Annotated in this window: 20 protein-coding genes and 2 tRNA genes; 16 read left to right on the top strand and 6 right to left on the bottom strand. The window is 63.3% G+C overall.

Annotated elements, in window-relative coordinates:
* Nucleotides 1-85: 85 nt before the first annotated feature.
* Both greA and LSQ66_RS06365 read left to right on the top strand, forming a co-directional pair.
* Nucleotides 86-562: a transcription elongation factor GreA gene (gene greA, locus LSQ66_RS06360; protein ID WP_231768953.1), complete on the top strand. Its 477-nt coding sequence runs from the start codon at nt 86-88 to the stop codon at nt 560-562.
* On the top strand, nt 562-1,002 hold the full coding sequence (locus LSQ66_RS06365; RefSeq protein ID WP_231768954.1) for a DUF4149 domain-containing protein: 441 nt from the start codon (nt 562-564) through the stop codon (nt 1,000-1,002). The genes greA and LSQ66_RS06365 overlap by 1 nt, the downstream gene beginning before the upstream one ends.
* 54 nt (nt 1,003-1,056) lie before the next feature.
* On the opposite strand, the gene yhbY is transcribed toward LSQ66_RS06365, so the two are convergent.
* Nucleotides 1,057-1,524: a ribosome assembly RNA-binding protein YhbY gene (gene yhbY, locus LSQ66_RS06370; protein WP_231768955.1), complete on the bottom strand. Its 468-nt coding sequence runs from the start codon at nt 1,522-1,524 to the stop codon at nt 1,057-1,059.
* A 43-nt stretch (nt 1,525-1,567) separates the two neighbouring features.
* Between yhbY and LSQ66_RS06375 the strand changes: the two genes are divergently transcribed.
* The 6 genes from LSQ66_RS06375 (at nt 1,568) to LSQ66_RS06400 (ending at nt 6,827) form a co-directional block, all read left to right on the top strand.
* Entirely contained in the window at nt 1,568-2,218 is a 651-nt protein-coding gene (locus LSQ66_RS06375; RefSeq protein ID WP_231768956.1) for an RlmE family RNA methyltransferase, read from the top strand.
* Between the two features lie 170 nt (nt 2,219-2,388).
* A complete protein-coding gene (gene ftsH / locus LSQ66_RS06380) occupies nt 2,389-4,272 on the top strand; it encodes an ATP-dependent zinc metalloprotease FtsH (protein WP_231768957.1) in 1,884 nt (627 codons plus the stop codon).
* A 70-nt stretch (nt 4,273-4,342) separates the two neighbouring features.
* On the top strand, nt 4,343-5,167 hold the full coding sequence (gene folP / locus LSQ66_RS06385; RefSeq protein WP_231768958.1) for a dihydropteroate synthase: 825 nt from the start codon (nt 4,343-4,345) through the stop codon (nt 5,165-5,167).
* An 18-nt stretch (nt 5,168-5,185) separates the two neighbouring features.
* Nucleotides 5,186-6,541, top strand: a complete 1,356-nt coding sequence (gene glmM, locus LSQ66_RS06390; RefSeq protein WP_231768959.1) for a phosphoglucosamine mutase — start codon at nt 5,186-5,188, stop codon at nt 6,539-6,541.
* Between the two features lie 87 nt (nt 6,542-6,628).
* Nucleotides 6,629-6,705, top strand: a tRNA-Pro gene (locus LSQ66_RS06395).
* A 45-nt stretch (nt 6,706-6,750) separates the two neighbouring features.
* Nucleotides 6,751-6,827, top strand: a tRNA-Arg gene (locus LSQ66_RS06400).
* Nucleotides 6,828-6,831: 4 nt separating this feature from the next.
* Here the strand turns inward: LSQ66_RS06400 and LSQ66_RS06405 are convergent.
* Entirely contained in the window at nt 6,832-7,173 is a 342-nt protein-coding gene (locus LSQ66_RS06405; protein ID WP_231768960.1) for a hypothetical protein, read from the bottom strand.
* A gap of 207 nt (nt 7,174-7,380) precedes the next feature.
* On the opposite strand from LSQ66_RS06405, the gene LSQ66_RS06410 reads away from it, so the two are divergent.
* On the top strand, nt 7,381-8,784 hold the full coding sequence (locus LSQ66_RS06410; RefSeq protein ID WP_231768961.1) for an Ig-like domain-containing protein: 1,404 nt from the start codon (nt 7,381-7,383) through the stop codon (nt 8,782-8,784).
* A 6-nt stretch (nt 8,785-8,790) separates the two neighbouring features.
* On the opposite strand, the gene LSQ66_RS06415 is transcribed toward LSQ66_RS06410, so the two are convergent.
* The 3 genes from LSQ66_RS06415 to LSQ66_RS06425 all read right to left on the bottom strand — a co-directional run bounded on the left by LSQ66_RS06415 (nt 8,791) and on the right by LSQ66_RS06425 (nt 10,043).
* Nucleotides 8,791-8,982, bottom strand: a complete 192-nt coding sequence (locus tag LSQ66_RS06415) for a hypothetical protein (RefSeq protein WP_231768962.1) — start codon at nt 8,980-8,982, stop codon at nt 8,791-8,793.
* An 82-nt stretch (nt 8,983-9,064) separates the two neighbouring features.
* Nucleotides 9,065-9,253 carry a hypothetical protein gene (locus LSQ66_RS06420; protein ID WP_231768963.1) on the bottom strand — a complete coding sequence of 63 codons (189 nt, stop codon included), beginning with the start codon at nt 9,251-9,253 and terminating at the stop codon, nt 9,065-9,067.
* 184 nt (nt 9,254-9,437) lie between these two features.
* Nucleotides 9,438-10,043 carry a LysE/ArgO family amino acid transporter gene (locus LSQ66_RS06425; RefSeq protein WP_231768964.1) on the bottom strand — a complete coding sequence of 202 codons (606 nt, stop codon included), beginning with the start codon at nt 10,041-10,043 and terminating at the stop codon, nt 9,438-9,440.
* Between the two features lie 97 nt (nt 10,044-10,140).
* On the opposite strand from LSQ66_RS06425, the gene LSQ66_RS06430 reads away from it, so the two are divergent.
* Both LSQ66_RS06430 and LSQ66_RS06435 read left to right on the top strand, forming a co-directional pair.
* Nucleotides 10,141-11,037, top strand: a complete 897-nt coding sequence (locus LSQ66_RS06430) for a LysR family transcriptional regulator ArgP (RefSeq protein WP_231768965.1) — start codon at nt 10,141-10,143, stop codon at nt 11,035-11,037.
* Between the two features lie 190 nt (nt 11,038-11,227).
* Nucleotides 11,228-12,406, top strand: a complete 1,179-nt coding sequence (locus LSQ66_RS06435) for a GGDEF domain-containing protein (protein ID WP_231768966.1) — start codon at nt 11,228-11,230, stop codon at nt 12,404-12,406.
* On the opposite strand, the gene LSQ66_RS06440 is transcribed toward LSQ66_RS06435, so the two are convergent.
* Nucleotides 12,403-13,419: a type II asparaginase gene (locus tag LSQ66_RS06440; protein WP_407659628.1), complete on the bottom strand. Its 1,017-nt coding sequence runs from the start codon at nt 13,417-13,419 to the stop codon at nt 12,403-12,405. The two genes, LSQ66_RS06435 and LSQ66_RS06440, sit on opposite strands and share 4 nt — an antisense overlap.
* A gap of 206 nt (nt 13,420-13,625) precedes the next feature.
* Between LSQ66_RS06440 and LSQ66_RS06445 the strand changes: the two genes are divergently transcribed.
* From LSQ66_RS06445 to LSQ66_RS06465, 5 genes are all read left to right on the top strand, one after another.
* Nucleotides 13,626-14,111 carry a DUF3305 domain-containing protein gene (locus tag LSQ66_RS06445; RefSeq protein WP_231768968.1) on the top strand — a complete coding sequence of 162 codons (486 nt, stop codon included), beginning with the start codon at nt 13,626-13,628 and terminating at the stop codon, nt 14,109-14,111.
* Nucleotides 14,101-14,592: a DUF3306 domain-containing protein gene (locus tag LSQ66_RS06450; RefSeq protein WP_231768969.1), complete on the top strand. Its 492-nt coding sequence runs from the start codon at nt 14,101-14,103 to the stop codon at nt 14,590-14,592. The genes LSQ66_RS06445 and LSQ66_RS06450 overlap by 11 nt, the downstream gene beginning before the upstream one ends.
* Nucleotides 14,567-16,654, top strand: a complete 2,088-nt coding sequence (locus LSQ66_RS06455; protein WP_231768970.1) for a 4Fe-4S binding protein — start codon at nt 14,567-14,569, stop codon at nt 16,652-16,654. Before LSQ66_RS06450 ends, LSQ66_RS06455 begins: the two co-directional genes overlap by 26 nt.
* Complete coding sequence (locus LSQ66_RS06460; protein WP_231768971.1) at nt 16,654-17,274, top strand: TorD/DmsD family molecular chaperone; 621 nt, start codon at nt 16,654-16,656, stop codon at nt 17,272-17,274. Before LSQ66_RS06455 ends, LSQ66_RS06460 begins: the two co-directional genes overlap by 1 nt.
* Nucleotides 17,275-17,346: 72 nt before the next feature.
* On the top strand, nt 17,347-17,544 hold the full coding sequence (locus tag LSQ66_RS06465; protein ID WP_231768972.1) for a hypothetical protein: 198 nt from the start codon (nt 17,347-17,349) through the stop codon (nt 17,542-17,544).
* The last annotated feature ends 13 nt before the right edge of the window (nt 17,545-17,557 follow it).

Raw genomic sequence — 17,557 nt, forward strand, 5'->3', positions numbered from 1 at the left:
GTAGCACGCAGGATCTTAATCACAGAGCCCGCGCCGCAGTCTGGCGCGGGCTCTGTGTTTTTCGCAATTTAAACAAGAGACCAACATGAATTCTGTTCCACTGACCAAATATGGCGCCGAGCTGCTGAAGGAAGAACTGCACCAGCTGAAGACGAAGGAGCGCCGCATTGTGATCGACGCTATCGCCGAGGCGCGCTCGCACGGCGATCTGTCGGAAAACGCAGAATACGATGCCGCCAAGGAGCGCCAGGCCTTCGTGGAAGGCCGCATCGCGGAGCTGGAAGGTAAATTGAGCAGCGCCCAGATCATCGATCCGGCCACCCTGGATGCGGACGGCCGCGTGGTCTTCGGCGCCACGGTGGACCTGGAAGACCTGGAAAACGGCCAGAAGGTGAGCTACCAGATCGTTGGCGTGGACGAGGCGGATATCAAGGTGAACAAGGTGTCGGTGACCTCGCCGATCGCCCGTGCGCTGATCGGCAAGTCCGGCGGCGACGTGGTGGAAGTGCAGGCCCCGAGCGGCCCGCGCGAATACGAAATCCTCGAAGTACGCTACGTTTGATGCTGCTGCAACGCGTTCGCCTGCTGGTGGCGGTGCTGTGGGCGGGCAGCCTGTGGACGGTCGGCTATCTGGTCGCGCCCACGCTGTTCGCCACCCTCAGCGACCGCGTGCTGGCGGGGACGATTGCAGGCAGCATGTTCCACGTGCAGGCCATGCTGTCGCTGGGCTGCGGCCTGGCCATGATGGTGCTGCTCTGGCTCGCGACGCCGGACTGGCGTTCCGCGCGCCGGCGCAAGGTGCTGGCGATTGTGGCCGGGATGCTGCTTTGCACGGTGGTCGTGCATTTCGGCTTGCAGCCGATGATGGCGGAATTGCGCGCGGCCGGGCTGGCTGACGAGGCGGTGAAGAGCCGCTTCGGGATGCTGCATGGGGTGTCGAGCGTGATCTACCTGGCGGGCAGCCTGCTCGCCGTGTGGCTGGTGAGCTCAGTCGCGGACTGAGTCGCAAGAAAACACCGGGGGCAGCCGGGCGGAGCCCCGCTGCCCCCAAGTTTTTTAGCTCAGGGCCGACTTCTTGCTGCTGGTCTGGCGCTTCTTGGCGCGCTTGATGGTGCCGCCGGTGGTGACGCGCTCGTTCCCCTTCAGCATGACCTTGCTGATGGTCGGCTTCTTGGTGCCGCTGGCGCTTGGCTTGACGATGGTGACCATGCGCATGCCCTTGCCAGCCTTCCCGCTGCGCGCCTTCTCGGCTTCCTTCTTCGGACGGTAGAGCACCAGCAGCTTGCCGATGTGCTGCACAGGGGCGGCATCCAGCTCGGCGCAGATGGTTTCGTACATCTCGATGCGGGCTTCGCGGTCGTCGCCAAAGACGCGGACCTTGATCAGGCCATGGGAATCCAGGCCCAGTTCAATTTCCTTCATCACGGCTGGAGTGAGGCCGGCTTCGCCGATCATGACGATGGGTTTCAGGCCGTGCGCTTCGGCGCGCAGGACGCTGCGCTCGGCGGGTGTCAGGTTCAACATATTGATTTTTCAGTGGTTCTCTTAAAAGCAGTATTCTACGCGAATGGCAAAGAACAAATTAAATAAAAACTGGTTGCACGACCATATCAACGACCCTTACGTCAAGGCCGCCCAGAAGGACGGCTACCGCGCCAGGGCCGCGTACAAGCTGAAAGAGATCGACGAAGACGAGAAGCTGATCAAGCCCGGCCAGGTCATCGTGGACCTGGGCTGCACCCCCGGCAGCTGGGGCCAGTACACCCGGCGCAAGCTGGCGGGCAAGGAGGGCGGGGGCATCAACGGCACCATCATCGGCCTCGATATCCTGCCCATGGAGCCCATCGCGGACATGCATTTCATCCAGGGCGACTTCCGCGAGCAGGAGGTGCTGGACCATCTTGCCGAGGTGCTGAAGGGCCGCAAGGCCGACCTGGTGCTGTCGGACATGGCGCCCAATCTCTCCGGCATTGCCACGGCGGACGCCGCACGGATGGAAGATCTTATCGACATTGCCATTGATTTTGCTCAGCACCATATGAAACCCTCCGGCGCCTTGCTGGTCAAATGTTTCAAGGACATGGGTTTCAGCCAGATCGTGGAGAAATTCCGGCGCGAATTCAAGACCGTCAGCCAGAAAAAGCCCAAGGCCAGCCGGGATAAGTCGTCAGAAATCTTCCTGCTGGGCCGCGGATTGAAAAATCCCGCTGAAAATTGACAGTTTGACCCTTGTATTCGGGCGGGCGGCCCGCACATCGGCCCGGAAAGCCGCGTTTTTCGCGGTTTTTACCGCACCTTAGGGGCAGGTTTCTTAGCACGGCCTGTCTATTGCGAGTAAAATGGACCAAGCTACAGGTAACAGGTGCGCAGGCATCCGGAGGAGTTTTCGTGAATAATATGTTTTCCAAATCCGCTATCTGGGTCGTAGTGGCCCTGCTGTTGTTCATGCTGTTCAAGCAGTTCGACGGCAGCCATGGCGTATCCGGCGGCAGCAAGACCATCCCTTATTCCGACCTGCTGGATGAGATCAAGGCCAAGCGCATCAAGGACCTGGTCATCGAAGGCAACAGCATCACCGCCACCCGCAACGACGACACGCGCGTGCGCACCACGGCCACCTATCTGGACCGCGGCCTGATCGGCGACCTGCGCGACAACGGCGTGCGCTTCGACGTGCGTCCGCCGGAAGAGCCATCGTTCCTGCAGCAGGTGTTCGTGTCCTGGTTCCCGATGCTGCTCCTGATCGGCGTGTGGATCTTCTTCATGCGCCAGATGCAGGGCGGAGGGAAGGGCGGCGCCTTCAGCTTCGGCAAGTCCAAGGCGCGCATGCTGGATGAAACGAACAACACCGTCACCTTCGCCGACGTTGCAGGCTGCGACGAAGCGAAAGAGGAAGTCACCGAGATCGTGGACTTCCTGAAAGACCCCACCAAATTCCAGAAGCTGGGCGGCCGCATTCCGCGCGGCGTGCTCATGGTCGGTCCTCCCGGCACCGGTAAGACCCTGCTGGCGCGCGCCATTGCGGGCGAAGCGAAAGTGCCGTTCTTCTCCATCTCCGGTTCGGACTTCGTTGAAATGTTCGTGGGCGTGGGCGCAAGCCGCGTGCGCGACATGTTCGAGAACGCCAAGAAGCATTCTCCCTGCATCATCTTCATCGACGAGATCGACGCTGTCGGCCGCCATCGCGGCGCCGGCATGGGCGGCGGCAACGACGAACGCGAACAGACCCTGAACCAGCTGCTGGTGGAAATGGACGGCTTCGAGGCTTCCTCGGGCGTCATCGTCATCGCCGCCACCAACCGTGCGGACGTGCTGGACAAGGCGCTGCTGCGCCCCGGCCGTTTCGACCGCCAGGTTTCCGTGGGCCTGCCGGACATCCGCGGCCGCGAGCAGATCCTGAACGTCCACATGCGCAAGGTGCCGATCGGCACCGACGTGAAGGCCGACATCCTGGCCCGCGGCACCCCCGGCTTCTCGGGCGCCGACCTGGCCAACCTGGTCAACGAGGCCGCCCTGTTCGCCGCCCGCCGCAGCAAGCGCCTGGTGGACATGCAGGACTTCGAAGACGCGAAGGACAAGATCTTCATGGGCCCGGAACGCAAGTCCATGGTGATCCGCGAGGAAGAGCGCCGCAACACGGCCTACCACGAGTCGGGCCACGCGGTGGTGGCCAAGCTGCTGCCCAAGGCCGACCCGGTTCACAAGGTCACCATCATGCCGCGCGGCTGGGCCCTGGGCCTGACCTGGCAGCTGCCCGAGCACGACAAGATCTCCGGCTACAAGGACAAGATGCTGGAAGAGATTTCCATCCTCTTCGGCGGCCGTATCGCGGAAGAGCTGTTCGTGGGCCAGATGTCCACCGGCGCCGCCAACGACTTCTCGCGCGCCACCAAGCTGGCGCGCTCCATGGTGACCCGCTTCGGCATGTCCGACTCCCTGGGCGTCATGGTCTACGAGGACGAGCAGAACGAGGGCTTCCTGGGCGGCACCAACAAGACCATCTCGGAAGCGACCCAGCAGAAGGTGGATGCGGAAATCCGCGCCATCCTGGATTCGCAGTACGCCCTGGCGCGCAAGCTGCTGGACGAGAACCGCGACAAGGTCGAAATGATGACCAAGGCCCTGCTGGAATGGGAAACCATCGACGCGGACCAGATCAACGACATCATGGCCGGCCAGGAGCCGCGTCCGCCGAAGGCGGGCGTGACCCTGCGCAAGACCCCGAGCGGCGACGGCCCGACCGCATCACCCAGCGCCACGGCCCCCGCCTGAGCGCAGCCTGACGAGTATTAAAGAAAGGGTGAGGAGCGATCCTCGCCCTTTTCATTTTCAGCACAGCACCATGGCCCACACCAAGTTCGGACGCTTCAACTTCCCGCAGCAGCGCGCCCTCGTCATGGGCATCCTCAACGTCACCCCCGATTCCTTCTCCGACGGCGGCCAGTTCGCCTCCCTGGACTACGCCATCTCCCACGCCGAACAGATGATGCGCGACGGAGTGGACATCATCGACGTGGGCGGCGAATCCACCCGCCCCGGCGCCCCGCCCGTGGCCCTGGAGGACGAGCTGCGCCGCGTCATGCCCGTGCTCTACGCCCTGCGCGACTGCGGCAAGGCCATCTCCGTGGACACCTACAAGCCCCAGGTGATGCGCGAGGCCATTCTGGCGGGCGTGGACATGATCAACGACATCAACGGCTTCCGCGCCGAGGGGGCCATCGAAGCCGTGCGCGACAGTGAGTGCGCTCTGTGTATCATGCATATGCTTGATAAACCTGCAACCATGCAGCAGCAGCCGGAATACGGCGACGTGGTGCGGGAAGTCACGGACTTCCTGCGCGGGCGGATCGAGGCCATGACGGCGGCCGGTATTGAGCGGAATCGCCTCTGGATCGATCCGGGCTTTGGTTTTGGCAAGACGGTCGAGCATAATTACGCATTATTGAAGGCTGGCCGCCGCATGGTGGACGAGCTGGGCGTGCCGCTGCTGGCGGGCCTGTCGCGCAAGTCCATGATCGGGGCGGTGACGGGCAAGCCGGTGGAGCAGCGCCTGGCGGGCAGCATCGGCGGCGCCCTGGCGGCCGTGGCGCACGGCGCACGCATCGTGCGGGTGCACGACGTGGCCGAAACGGTGGACGCGCTCAAGGTGTGGCAGGCAGCCCATTAACGATAAGGACAACACAACATGGCACGTAAATATTTCGGCACCGACGGTGTACGCGGACTGGTGGGCGAGGCTCCGATCACGCCCGATTTCGTCATGCGGCTCGGCTACGCGGCGGGCAAGGTGCTGGCCAAGACGGCGACGCCCGGCACGGCGCGCCCGACCGTCCTGATCGGCAAGGACACCCGCATCTCCGGCTACATGCTGGAAGCGGCGCTCGAAGCGGGCTTCGCGGCGGCGGGCGTGGACGTGATGCTGGCGGGCCCCATGCCGACCCCTGCCATCGCCTACCTGACGCGCGCCCTGCGCCTGTCGGCAGGCGTGGTGATCTCCGCCTCCCACAATCCCTTCCAGGACAATGGCATCAAGTTCTTCTCCGACCAGGGCACCAAGCTGCCGGACGCGGTGGAACTGGACATCGAAGCCCAGCTGGACCAGCCCATGCACTGCGTGCCCTCCGAAAAGCTGGGCCGCGCCAAGCGCCTGGACGACGCCTCGGGCCGCTACATCGAATTCTGCAAGAGCACCTTCCCGAACGAGCTGGACCTGCGCGGCCTGAAGATCGTGGTCGACTCCGCCCACGGCGCCGCCTACAACATCGCGCCCCACGTCTTCCACGAGCTGGGCGCCGAAGTGGTCCCCATCGGCAACAAGCCGGACGGCTTCAACATCAACGACGGCCACGGCGCCACCGCGCCCAAGGCCATGGCCGCCGCCGTGCTGGCCCATGACGCCGACCTCGGCATCGCCCTGGACGGCGACGCCGACCGGCTCATCATGTGCGACGCCAACGGCCGCCTCTACAACGGCGACGAGCTGCTCTATGTGATGGTGATGGACCGCCTGGCGACGGGCCCCGTGGCGGGCGCCGTCGGCACCCTGATGACGAACATGGCGCTGGAAGTGGCCTTCAAGGAAAAGGGCATCGGCTTCGCGCGCGCCAAGGTGGGCGACCGCTACGTGCTGGAAGTGATGAAAGAGAAGGGCTGGATCCTGGGCGGGGAGGGCAGCGGCCACCTGCTCGCGCTGGACAAGCATACGACGGGCGACGGCATCATCTCCGCCCTGCAGGTGCTGAGCGCCCTGAAGCGCAGCGGCAAGACCCTGGCCCAGATCGCAGGCGAAGTCGAGCTCTTCCCGCAGACCCTGATCAATGTGCGCGTCCCGGCCGGTTTCGACTGGCAGAAGAACGCCGCCATGGTGGCCGAGAAGGAAGCCGTGGAGCGCGAGCTGGGCGACACCGGCCGCGTGCTGATCCGCGCCTCCGGCACGGAGCCCCTGATCCGCGTGATGGTCGAAGCCCGCGACGCCGCCCGTGCCCAGCAGTTCGCCGAACGCATCGCCGCCAAAGTCGAGCTCCCCGCCGCCGCCGCATAGCCCAGTCCGCCACCGACCAAAGTCAGCAAAGCCCGAAGACCCCCCGATTTGACGCCCCCAAGGGGTACGAGTATCATTGTCCTACATCGGAGTGTAGCGCAGCCCGGTAGCGCACCTGGTTTGGGACCAGGGGGTCCAAGGTTCGAATCCTTGTACTCCGACCACATTCCGAAAGCGGGCTTCCAGCCCGCTTTTCATTTCCCCTCTCACTGCCCATAGCTCAGTTGGATAGAGCATCAGCCTTCTAAGCTGAGGGTCGCTGGTTCGAACCCAGCTGGGCAGGCCATTGTTCAGAGCCTGGTAATGATTTTTGCGTTCTTTCCCGGACCCGGGCAGCTCATATTGCTGAATCTCCCCGTCACGGCGTAGCCCGCCGGGATGGGCGACTCGTCGCACACAATTTCCTCTGCCCCTGGAATCTTGATCCGCCAGGCGTTGTTGATGTCACCCCGGCAGCCTGCCTGCCCGTAGCTGAATTGACTGACAATCACCCAGCCGGATGGAATGGGATCGCCCTTGCAGATGATCAGCTCCGTGGGCGGAGGGGCTTTCGAATCGGAGTACGCCATGGACGGCAAGGGCGCAAGCACTGCAACGGCGAGGGAAATACAGGCTCCAGCAAGAGACTTCATTCTGACCTCCGGGCTCGTGGGGAATGGGAAGTTGCCTGCGGACTTTAACATCCGGTATCAATCCCGTCATTGAGCTCTTACCGGCATTGCTCATCCGCGCAACGCCTTCCTCATTTGGGGAATTGCCGCTCACTGCTTTGGCTCTTACAGTCCCTTTAAGGATGATTGCGAATTTGCAACATCAAAATCATAAACAGGGAGGGAAGTATGAAGCAGTTTCGGGCGCTATGCGCCAGCCTATTGGCGGCCAGTCTCGTGGCTTGCGGCGGGGGCAACGATGCGCCGCCAACAGTCAGCACCATCAATGTAAGCAGCGGCAACAACCAGACGGCGGTCGCGGGCGCCAAGGTGGCCGATCCTATCGTACTGACCCTGGTCGATGCGGGCGGGGCGCCCGTGGCCAATACCAGCGCCTCGGCGACCGTGGCCAGCGGCGGCGGCTCCCTCGGCACCGCCAGCTACACGAGCGACAGCTCCGGCAAGATTACGATCAGCACCTGGACGCTCGGCACCACGGTCGGCGACCAGACGCTCAGCGTGACCTCGGGCGCAGCGAAAGCCACGGTTGCGGCGAAAGCCACGGCGGGCGCTGCGGCGAAGATCACTCCTCTGCCGGATAACGTCAGCACCGGAAACATCGGCGCCTCCATTGCCGCTCCGGGCGTAACGGTCACGGACGCCAATAACAATCCAGTTGCGAACGCCACCGTGACCTTCTCGGTCGCCGCCAACAACGGCGTGCTGTCCGGCGCCACCGCGACGACCAATGTCTCCGGTGTCGCCCGCGTGCCTGGCTGGACCCTCGGCCCGCTCGTCGGCACACAGAAGCTGACGGCCAAAGTGGGGACGAGCGCCAGCCTGGATATTTCCGTCAATGCGACGCTGGCGGCTGGCTGCGTCACGCAGCCAGTGGTGATCGGCCTGCCGGTGAACGGTGAATGGACGAGCACGGACTGCAGCTCCACCACCACCCCGGTGGGTCACTACGACGAGTATTCGCTCACGCTCGCGACCCCGGCCAATTTCCGCGCCAAGGTCACTGGCGCCAATGGCCGCAAGCTGCGCATCTTCGATGCGACTGGCCGGGTAGTGGGCGAGATGCCGAGCGATGCGTTTGCACCGGCGGCCGTCAATCCGCTGGAAATCCAGTACGCCTTGCCAGCAGGGCAGTTCAAGCTGCGCGTCTACGCGCCGGACGCCGCGACGCTGGGTGCTTACACGCTGAGTCTCACGGACGATTTCTCGAATGCGATCACGGATGCGGCCACCTGCCGTCCCGTCATCTTCGCCACCTTCGGCGCCTCGGTCACGCAGACCCTGAAGAAGGGCAACTGCTCCTTCATGGGCGATAACGAAGACCGCTATATCCTGCTGCTGCAAACGGGCGAAACGGTGAAGATCACTCTGACCAGCACGGCGATGAGCCCCTATCTCCTGCTGCGCGACGACCGTACCCCGACCAGCCCGGTCGTCGCCTCGGACCGCCGCACCGCGCCGGGCACGGCGACGCTGACCTATACGGCCACGTTCAGCGACTTCCACGAGATCATCGTCACCAGCAACACCTTCGTTGAAGAGGGCAGCTACACCATCACGGTGAGCAAGCCCTGAACGTTCTCAGCCGTGCGGCCTGCGCTGATTCGGGCAGGCCAGCACGCGCTTGATGGTGGCCAGCTCGATGCCATTGGTCCTGAGGAAGCGCAAGGCGTCCTTGGGGCCCGTCGTGATCTGAATCGTCAACGCCCGGTTGACGAGGTTGGCCGTCAGCCAGTCCATCCTTGAATACTTCCTGGTGGTGCGTCCGCGCATCACTGCTCCGTGCTATCGAGGTTGATAGCCAGAGTGTAGCTAAAGCGGGAAGGGGCTGACGTACGACAGGCGCAAACGGCCTTCAGTCCGGTGTGCGGCGACTGATGGAATCTGTCAGCACGCGTTTGATGGTTTCGCTTTCCACGCGGTGTTCAACGAGATATCGGACGGCTTCCGCCGAGCCCGCGATGGCCTGGAGCGCCAGACCGTGGTTGATGATGGCTGCCTGGCGCTCGTCTGTACGGTTGCAGATGGTAGCTGGGTTATCCATGGCCGCTCTTCCTCAGAAGTGGAAACTCCAGTTTAGGCAAAACGGATGGGGAAGTCGTTAACAAAATGCAGTTTTTCAGGCGCTCACCTCACTTAATTCTTGATATCGTTCGCGCAAACGTTTGGCTGTTGCGAAAATGAATCATGGCTTTGAGCAAGCTCAAATAGCGAGCTCGGCAATCGTGCTAGCCCCCCAGGATCAGGCTCGCCGCGATGGCCAGCATGGTGGCGCCCGTTAACGCTTCGATGCACTTCCACGCCAGGGGCCGCGAGAGCAGGGCAGCGCAGCGCGCCGACCCAAAACCGATAAGGCTGAACCACAGCAGGGAGGCCGTGATGGCGCCGCCCGCGAAATGCACGCGCTCCGGGGCAGGATAGCTGCCGCCGATTGAACCCAGCAGAACCACCGTATCCAGATAGACGTGGGGATTCAGCAGCGACATCGCGGCGACGCTGGCCAAGGCGGCCCGGGCGCTGATACGGACGGTCTCGCCGGTGGCGTCCAGTGAGCTGCTGCGCAGGAGGCCGCGCCAGCTGCGCAGGCCATACCACAGCAGAAAGGCAGCACCGCCCCAGCGCGCCGCCGTCAACGCGATCGGGGAATCCTGGATCAGGCTGCCGCCGCCTGCCACGCCAATTCCAATGAGCACGGCATCGATGGCGATGCAGGCCGCCACCGTCAGCAGCACGTGCTGGCGCTGGATACCCATTCGCAGCACGTGGGCGTTTTGCGCGCCGATAGCCATGATGAGGCTGGCGCCCAGTCCTAAACCATTCAGGTATGTGTTCATTGTTTTCTCCTTCGCCCAGCATCATGCGTGGTTCCATGGAGCTGTGAAGCAAATTTAATATAATTCCGCTTACATTAATTTTGCTTAAGGAATGGGGATGAGCTTGGACGCCAGGCAATGCGAAGCCTTTTTGGCCGCGGTGGACATGGGCAGCTTCGATCAGGCGGCCGCGCATCTGAATCTCACTCCGTCTGCCGTCTCCCAGCGGATCGCTGCGCTCGAAACGGCCCTCGGCAGCCCCTTGCTGGTGCGCAGCCGGCCCTGCCGTCCAACCGGCCCGGGGCGGCGGCTGCTGCAGTATCTTCGCCGCGCCCGCCTGCTGGAACAGGACTTCATCGCGGAATTCGGCGAGGCCGACCAGTTGAGCCAAGTTGCCATCGCCGTGAATAACGACACCCTGGAAACCTGGCTGCTCCCCGCCATTGGTGGATTTCTGGCAGAGGAGAATCTCGGCGTCGAAATCATTCTCGACGACCAGAATTACACCTACGAGCTGCTGGAAAATGGCTCCGCCGTCGCCGGAGTATCCACGCAGTCCAAAGCCATGCGCGGATGCGCCATTGAATTCCTGGGAAGCATGCGATACCGGATGCTGGCATCGCCCGAATTCGCCAAAAAATGGTTTGCCAGCGGTTTTACGCGCGAAGCCGCGCGCAAAGCGCCAGTCGCAATATTCAATCGCAAAGATCTTTTGCAGACGGACTTTATCCGCGAACGGCTCGGATTACTGCCCGGAAGTTATCCGGTGCATTATGTTCCCGCCAGCGGTCCATTCATGAGCGCCATTGAAAAAGGCATCGCTTACGGCATGCTCCCTGAGCAGCAATATGGGCGGCATTTGGAAACTGGAATATTGGTGGACCTGGCTCCGGGCCATTATTTCGATGTCCCGCTTTATTGGCATGCATGGCGGGTGCAGCCGCCCAAGCTTGAGCGGCTGGGGGAGCGTATTGTCAATGCGGCACGGGCTGCACTGACCCAGCCGGGCGAATGACGCGCGCCGGATTCTGGCTGGTTCGTGCCAACTGTTGGCGCGTAGCCCAAAGAAACCGCTGAGTAAAAGGCAAGCTTGCGTATTAGCTGGATATATTTGGTCAGAAATTGTCGTGTCCACACCTCAATTGCTTCGCCCGGCACGAAGCAACTGATAAGCTAGAGCTTAACCAGTTGCATCAGATATTGCCGTGTTTTCGACATTGACATTTTCGACAGATAAGCGCTTCCCGCCCCGGCTGGAGGAGGCCTACCAGGCCGACCTCGCTGGCGAGAAACGCCGCGTCGCCCGCCATACGAGTATTCTGTGCTCGGTGTTATATCTGGCTTTCGGCATTCTCGATATCTGGGCCGTGCCGTCCGCCTTATTCGAAGTGTGGGCGATCCGGGTTTTGATTGTCGTCCTCACGGCGGTGATTTACTTCCTCACGCGCCGCAGCCCGGAATTTTTCGTCCGCAATTACACAGCCATCACCGTTACCGAATACCTGATCTGGGGCAGCGGCATCGAGGTCATTATTCTCCTGTCGCACCCGGCAGATATTGGCTGGAGCGCCTATTACGCGGGCCTGATCCTCGTTTCGATGGCGCTGTATTCCTGGACTTACCTGCGGCATCTTTACGCCTGCGCCGTGGGACTGGTGCTGGCGCTTGGCTATATCTGGCTCGCCGTCGGAAAGCAGAAAATGACGCTGCAGGATGAGGTGGCGGTGCTGGTCACCAACTGCTTTTTCCTGATCTCGGCCAATATCATCGGCCTGTTTTCCCTGCATATCCGCGAGCGCTTTTCCCGCAAGGCTTATCTGCTGAAAAATGCCTTGCGCATGGACCTGGAAACGGAGGAGGAGGCCCGCCGCCAGAGCGACTACATCTCCGAGCACGATGCCCTCACGGGCCTCCCGAACCGCGTGCGCTTCATGCGCAAGCTGGGCGAGATGCTGGCGCGGCCGGTCGCGGTGCTCTTCATCGACCTGGATGGCTTCAAGCCCGTCAACGACACCTACGGCCACGCAGCGGGCGACGCCGTGCTCAAGGCGGTCGGGCAGCGCATGCGCGAGTGCATCCGCACCAGCGACCTGGCCGCCAGGCTGGGCGGCGACGAATTCGTGGTGGCGCTGCCGCTGCCCGAGGAGCATGACATGGGCGTCGAACGCATCATGGAAGCGCTGCTGCACGAGCTGTCGCAGCCCATCGAAGCGGGCGGGGTGACCGTGCGTATCGGTGCAAGCGTGGGCGTGGCGCAGAGCAGGGGAGAGGTATTGTCTGCGGAAGAACTGCTGGCGCGGGCCGACCAGCACATGTATGAAGTGAAGCGCGCCCGCAAGTCGGAAGCGGAAGGCCGCGCCTCCCGCCTCCGGGCAGTGCCTTAGTAGGTGTAGAAGATGCGCTGAATGTCCTTGGTGCTGCTGGTCTTCGTCAGCGCCAGCATCAGCAGGATGCGCGCCTTCTGAGGATTCAGCGTGTCGGACACCACAAAGTCCAGCTCATCGTCGTTCGCCTCGCCGTTGCGGGCCAGGATGCCATTGCCCACGCGGCTGGAGCGCACGATGATGGCGCCTTTCTGGCGGGCCGCGACCAGGCCCGGTTTCACCTTGGCGGCCAGGCTGCCGTCGCCCACACCCGCGTGGATGATGCCTTTGGCGCCTGCCGCCACGAAGGCGTCCAGCGCCACCGTGTTCATATTCGCATAGCCGTAGACGATATCCACCTGCGGGAGGGACGACAGGGCCGAGATATCGAATTCGCTTTCCGCGGTGTGCTTGCGGGCGGAGCTGCGGTAGAAGAAGGGCTTGCCGCCCTGGATATAACCCAGCATGCCCAGCTCCGGCGTCTTGAAGCTGTCCGGCGTGGAGGTATTGGTCTTGGTGACGTCGCGCGCGCCGTGAATCTGGTCGCCCATGGCAATCATCACGCCTTTGCCTGCCGCATCTGCGCTGCCAGCCAGCAGAACGGCGTTATACAGGTTGATCGGGCCATCCGCCGACAGCGCGGTGGACGGACGCATCGCGCCCACCAGCACCACCGGTTTGCGGCTCTTCACCACCAGGTTCAGGAAATAGGCCGTTTCCTCCATGGTGTCCGTGCCATGGGTGATGACGATGCCATCCACATTCGGCTGCGCCAGCAGGGCGTTCACGCGCTTGCCCAGGGCGAGCCAGTGTTCGTTGGTCATGCTCTCGCTGGCGATCTGGAAGACCTGTTCGCCCGTTACATTGGCCACCTTGGCCATTTCCGGCACGGCCTGGATCAACTGCTGCACGCCGACCGTGGCAGCCGTGTAACCGACAGTTGTGGTACTGCTGGCGCCAGTGCCGGCAATGGTGCCGCCGGTCGCGAGAATGGTCACATTGGGCAGCTTTTGAGCGTGCGCGGCGCTGGCCATCAGCAGAATGCCGAACAGGGTCGCAAAATACTGCACTGTTTTTTGTCGAAGCATGCGGTCTCCCGGGTGGTGGTGAAATGATGCGCGCATCTTATCAACAATTTACTGTTGGCATAAGTCGCATTTTTGGGGCATATTGATATATCTGCACAAGAACCGGTCTGGGAGGCGATGTGGAAACGGAAGCGCTAAGCCTGGCTATCGTCATGCAAAGAAAGCCGCTTGCCAGCCGCTGGCAGCCGTTCCAGTGGGCGCCTGTCGAAGTGCTCCTGGAGCCGGGCCTTCCCGCTGCCCCGCCGCGCTGCCTGCGCCATGAGGAAGACGACACGCGCTGGCTTTTCACCGGTTTTGAGCTCCGCCTCTACAGCGACGAAGCCGAAGGTTATTTCCTCAACGCCGACAGCGGCGCCCCCTGCTGGTTCATCATGACCCGCCTCGAAGAGATCGATGGCGTGGAAGTGGCCGTGCCCCACAGCGTGACTCTCTCCTACAACGAAGCGGCCCGCCTCATGGACGGCGGCGAGAAGGTGGATACGCTGCCCGTGCCGCCGCTGATCGCCGAACGCCTCGTGGAGTTCGTGCAGGCCTGGTATCGCCCCGAGCCGAAACGCAAGCGCCGCAAGCCTTCCTTCGAAGGCGGAGCCGCCGTCGCCCAGATGGCAGCCGCCGAGGGAGGCGCGGGTGGCCGCTGAAACCTTCTTCGCCCGCTGGTCGCGCCGCAAGGCCGAAGTGGCTGCCGAACGCGAAGACGAGAACCCTGTCGTCCCTGTTCCCGCCGCGCCGGAGCCGCCTGAAGCCCTGCCCACAATGGAGCAGCTCGCGGAGCTCGATCACACGGCCGACCTCAAACCCTTCGTCGCACGCGGCGTGGACGAAGGCGTGCGCCGCGCGGCGATGAAAAAGCTGTTCGCCGACCCCCGCTTCAATGTGATGGACGGTCTGGATACCTATATCGGCGACTACAACAGGCCCGATCCCATGCCCGCAGCCATGCTCGCGGCCCTCAACCACGCGAAAGACCTGCTCGATCCCCTGGGCGTCGTCGAGCGGGAGCAGACCTTGCGCGGCCTGCTCGCGGCTGCGGACCTCGAGGAAGCCGCCGAACAGGACAACCCCACGGAAGCCCCAGCCCCAAGCCAGGACGACGATGAGCACCCGATTCAAAGTATGTGATTGCAACCGCAGCATGCCGGTGGACGGCAAGGCGCTCGGCGCAGCGCTGGAGCAGGGCGCGCCGCTCGACATGGCTTCCCAGCTGTGCAGGCGTGAAGTCGGGCGCTACCTGGAGGCGCTGGACGGCGCCGAAAAACTGGTGGTCGGCTGCACGCAGGAGCAGCCGCTGTTCTCGGAACTCGCCGAACAGAAGAACAGGCTTGCGCCGATCCGCTTCGTCAACCTGCGCGAAACGGGCGGCTGGAGCGTGGAGGCGCAGCAGGCCACGCCGAAGATGGCGGCATTGCTGGCCGCGGCGCGGCTGCCCGATCCCGAACCCGTACCCGAAGTCGAGTACCGTTCCGAAGGCCGTGCCCTGCTGCTTGGGCCGGCGGCCCGCGTACTGCCCTGGGCGCGGCGCCTGCAGGATCAGCTCGACATCACCGTTCTGCTGACGGACACCCACGGCAGCAGCCTGCCAGCGCTGCGCGCCTGGCCCACCTGGTCGGGTGGGGAAGTGAAGATCTCCGGCTACCTGGGCGCCTTCAAGGTGAGCTGGCAGCAGTCCAACCCCATCGATCTCGATCTTTGCACCCGCTGCAATGCCTGCATCAAGGCCTGCCCGGAGAATGCCATCGGGCTCGATTACCAGGTGAAGCTGGACGCATGCAGTTCGCACGGCGATTGCGTAATTGCCTGCGGAGCGATAGGCGCCATCGACTTCGAACGGCGCGACACGGAACGCAGCGGCGAATTCGACCTCGTGTTCGACCTCGGCGAAGAGCCCCTGATTGCCTTGCACCAGCCGCCGCAAGGCTACTTCGCCCCGGGAGCATCCGAAACGCGCGCCGCCGGGATGGCGCAAGCCATGTCGTCCATGGTCGGCACTTTCGGCAAGCCGAAATTTTTCCAGTACAAGGAGAGCATCTGCGCCCACAGCCGCAACACGAAGACCGGCTGCAACGCCTGCATCGAGGTCTGTTCGGCGCAGGCAGTGAGCCATGACGGCGACCGTATCAAGGTCGACCCGAATCTCTGCGTCGGCTGCGGCGCCTGCACCACCGTCTGTCCCTCCGGTGCGCTCAGCTATGCTTATCCCCGCGCCCCCGACCAGGGCGCCCGCATCAAGACCATGCTCACCACCTACGCCAGGGCAGGTGGCAAGCGCCCGGCGCTGCTGCTGCACAGCGAGGAGGGCGGCGCCGCGCTGGTGATGGAACTCGGCAGGCTGGCCGGGGCGGGGCGGCTGCGCGGCCTGCCTGCGCGCGTGATCCCGCTGCCCTTGCATCACATTGCATCCGTTGGCATCGATGTCTGGCTCGCGGCAGTGGCCTATGGCGCGTCGAACGTGATGATCCTGGCCACGGGCGAGGAAGCGCCCCAGTACCTGCAGGCGCTGCGTGGACAAGCTGCCATTGCGCAGGCCATCCTGAGTGGACTGGGTTATGCGGGCGAGCATTTGCAGCTGATCGAAGCGAGCGATGCGGAGGCGCTGGACAGCGCGCTGCGCCGCTGCGAAGCGGGCCAGACGCCGCGGGACGCGGCCAGCTTCAATATCGCGGGCGCCAAGCGCACCACGCTCGATTTCGTATTCGACCATCTCCTGAAACACGCGCCGCAGCCGAAGGACGAGATTGCGCTGCCTGCGGGTGCGCCATTCGGCACGCTGGCTGTGAACACGGAGGCCTGCACCCTGTGCATGGCTTGCGTGGGCGCCTGTCCCGAGTCCGCGCTGGCGGACAATCCCAGCCTGCCGCAGCTGCGCTTCACCGAGACCAACTGCGTGCAGTGCGGCCTGTGCGAAAAAACCTGTCCCGAGAACGCCATTGCGCTCTCCCCGCGCCTGCTGCTCGCGCCGCAGGCAAAGCAGCCGCGCGTGCTGAACGAGGCCCAGCCCTATCACTGCATCCGCTGCGAGAAGCCTTTCGGCACCTTGCAGATGGTGGAGAACATGGTGGCGAAGCTTTCCTCGCACGGTGCCTTCTCGGCCAACCTGGACCGCCTGCGCATGTGCGGCGACTGCCGCGTGATCGACATGATGCAGCCATCGAAGGAAGTCTCCATCTTTGAGGTGAAGCGCTAATGGAAGCCAGCCTGCAATTCGAAACGCCCGACAGGGGCGAGGAAGATGCCCGTGCCGACCTGTATGGCCTGCTGGCCGTGCTGTTCTACCAGCCGCCATCGAACGAGCTGCTCGAATCCATCGCCAGCGCGCCGTCAGACGGGGAGGGCGCCTTGCCGGATGCATGGCGCGCACTGCAGACGGCCTGCCGCGACGCGGACCCCGAGAGCGCGCGGGACGAGTACGAGTCGCTCTTCGTCGGCGTGGGCAAGCCAGAGGTGTTCCTGTACGGCTCCTACTACCTGGCCGGTTTCTTGATGGAGAAGCCGCTGGCCCAGCTGCGCAGCGACCTACTGGCGCTGGGCCTGGAGCGCGAGGACGATGTGACCGAGAGCGAAGACCACATCTCCTCCCTGTGCGAGGTGATGCGGCACCTGATCTCCACCGAGGACGTGCTGCATGGCAGCATCGCAACGCAGAAACAATTTTTTGCGGCCCATATCCAGCCCTGGGTGCAGACCCTGTGCGACACGATTCTCCGCCATCCCGAGGCGCGCTTCCACGCTCCCGTGGCGCAGCTGGCGCAGGCCTTCTTCGCGGTCGAGATGCAGGCCTTCGACATGGTGAATCTACAGAACTGAAACGAATTTGTAGTTGTGCTAAGGTTGAGCAAGTAGTATTAATCGTGCAATAGACAGTCTGAGGAGACCGGAATGTCCATCGATACCAAAGCTACACGCCGCACATTCTTTGCGGGCCTGGGCGCAGTGGCCGCCGCGGGTGTCGCCGCAAAGCTGGCCAGCAAACCTGCCGACGCTCCGGCCGAGGAAGCCAAACCCGCCGATCCGGGCGGTTCGGGCTACCGCCTCAGTGAACACATCAAAAAATACTACCGCACCGCCAAACTCTGAGCTGGGAGGGCAC

The sequence above is a fragment of the Massilia endophytica genome, assembly GCF_021165955.1.
GTDB classification, from domain to species: domain Bacteria; phylum Pseudomonadota; class Gammaproteobacteria; order Burkholderiales; family Burkholderiaceae_D; genus Rugamonas; species Rugamonas endophytica.

Excerpts from the sequence above, each read along its gene's own strand:
- greA (WP_231768953.1), top strand. The coding sequence starts at position 86 with ATGAATTCTGTTCCACTGACCAAATATGGCGCCGAGCTGCTGAAGGAA.
- LSQ66_RS06365 (WP_231768954.1), top strand. The coding sequence starts at position 562 with ATGCTGCTGCAACGCGTTCGCCTGCTGGTGGCGGTGCTGTGGGCGGGC.
- yhbY (WP_231768955.1), bottom strand. The coding sequence starts at position 1,524 with ATGTTGAACCTGACACCCGCCGAGCGCAGCGTCCTGCGCGCCGAAGCG.
- LSQ66_RS06375 (WP_231768956.1), top strand. The coding sequence starts at position 1,568 with ATGGCAAAGAACAAATTAAATAAAAACTGGTTGCACGACCATATCAAC.
- folP (WP_231768958.1), top strand. The coding sequence starts at position 4,343 with ATGGCCCACACCAAGTTCGGACGCTTCAACTTCCCGCAGCAGCGCGCC.
- glmM (WP_231768959.1), top strand. The coding sequence starts at position 5,186 with ATGGCACGTAAATATTTCGGCACCGACGGTGTACGCGGACTGGTGGGC.
- LSQ66_RS06405 (WP_231768960.1), bottom strand. The coding sequence starts at position 7,173 with ATGAAGTCTCTTGCTGGAGCCTGTATTTCCCTCGCCGTTGCAGTGCTT.
- LSQ66_RS06410 (WP_231768961.1), top strand. The coding sequence starts at position 7,381 with ATGAAGCAGTTTCGGGCGCTATGCGCCAGCCTATTGGCGGCCAGTCTC.
- LSQ66_RS06415 (WP_231768962.1), bottom strand. The coding sequence starts at position 8,982 with ATGCGCGGACGCACCACCAGGAAGTATTCAAGGATGGACTGGCTGACG.
- LSQ66_RS06420 (WP_231768963.1), bottom strand. The coding sequence starts at position 9,253 with ATGGATAACCCAGCTACCATCTGCAACCGTACAGACGAGCGCCAGGCA.
- LSQ66_RS06425 (WP_231768964.1), bottom strand. The coding sequence starts at position 10,043 with ATGAACACATACCTGAATGGTTTAGGACTGGGCGCCAGCCTCATCATG.
- LSQ66_RS06430 (WP_231768965.1), top strand. The coding sequence starts at position 10,141 with ATGAGCTTGGACGCCAGGCAATGCGAAGCCTTTTTGGCCGCGGTGGAC.
- LSQ66_RS06440 (WP_407659628.1), bottom strand. The coding sequence starts at position 13,419 with ATGGCCAGCGCCGCGCACGCTCAAAAGCTGCCCAATGTGACCATTCTC.
- LSQ66_RS06445 (WP_231768968.1), top strand. The coding sequence starts at position 13,626 with ATGCAAAGAAAGCCGCTTGCCAGCCGCTGGCAGCCGTTCCAGTGGGCG.
- LSQ66_RS06455 (WP_231768970.1), top strand. The coding sequence starts at position 14,567 with ATGAGCACCCGATTCAAAGTATGTGATTGCAACCGCAGCATGCCGGTG.
- LSQ66_RS06460 (WP_231768971.1), top strand. The coding sequence starts at position 16,654 with ATGGAAGCCAGCCTGCAATTCGAAACGCCCGACAGGGGCGAGGAAGAT.
- LSQ66_RS06465 (WP_231768972.1), top strand. The coding sequence starts at position 17,347 with ATGTCCATCGATACCAAAGCTACACGCCGCACATTCTTTGCGGGCCTG.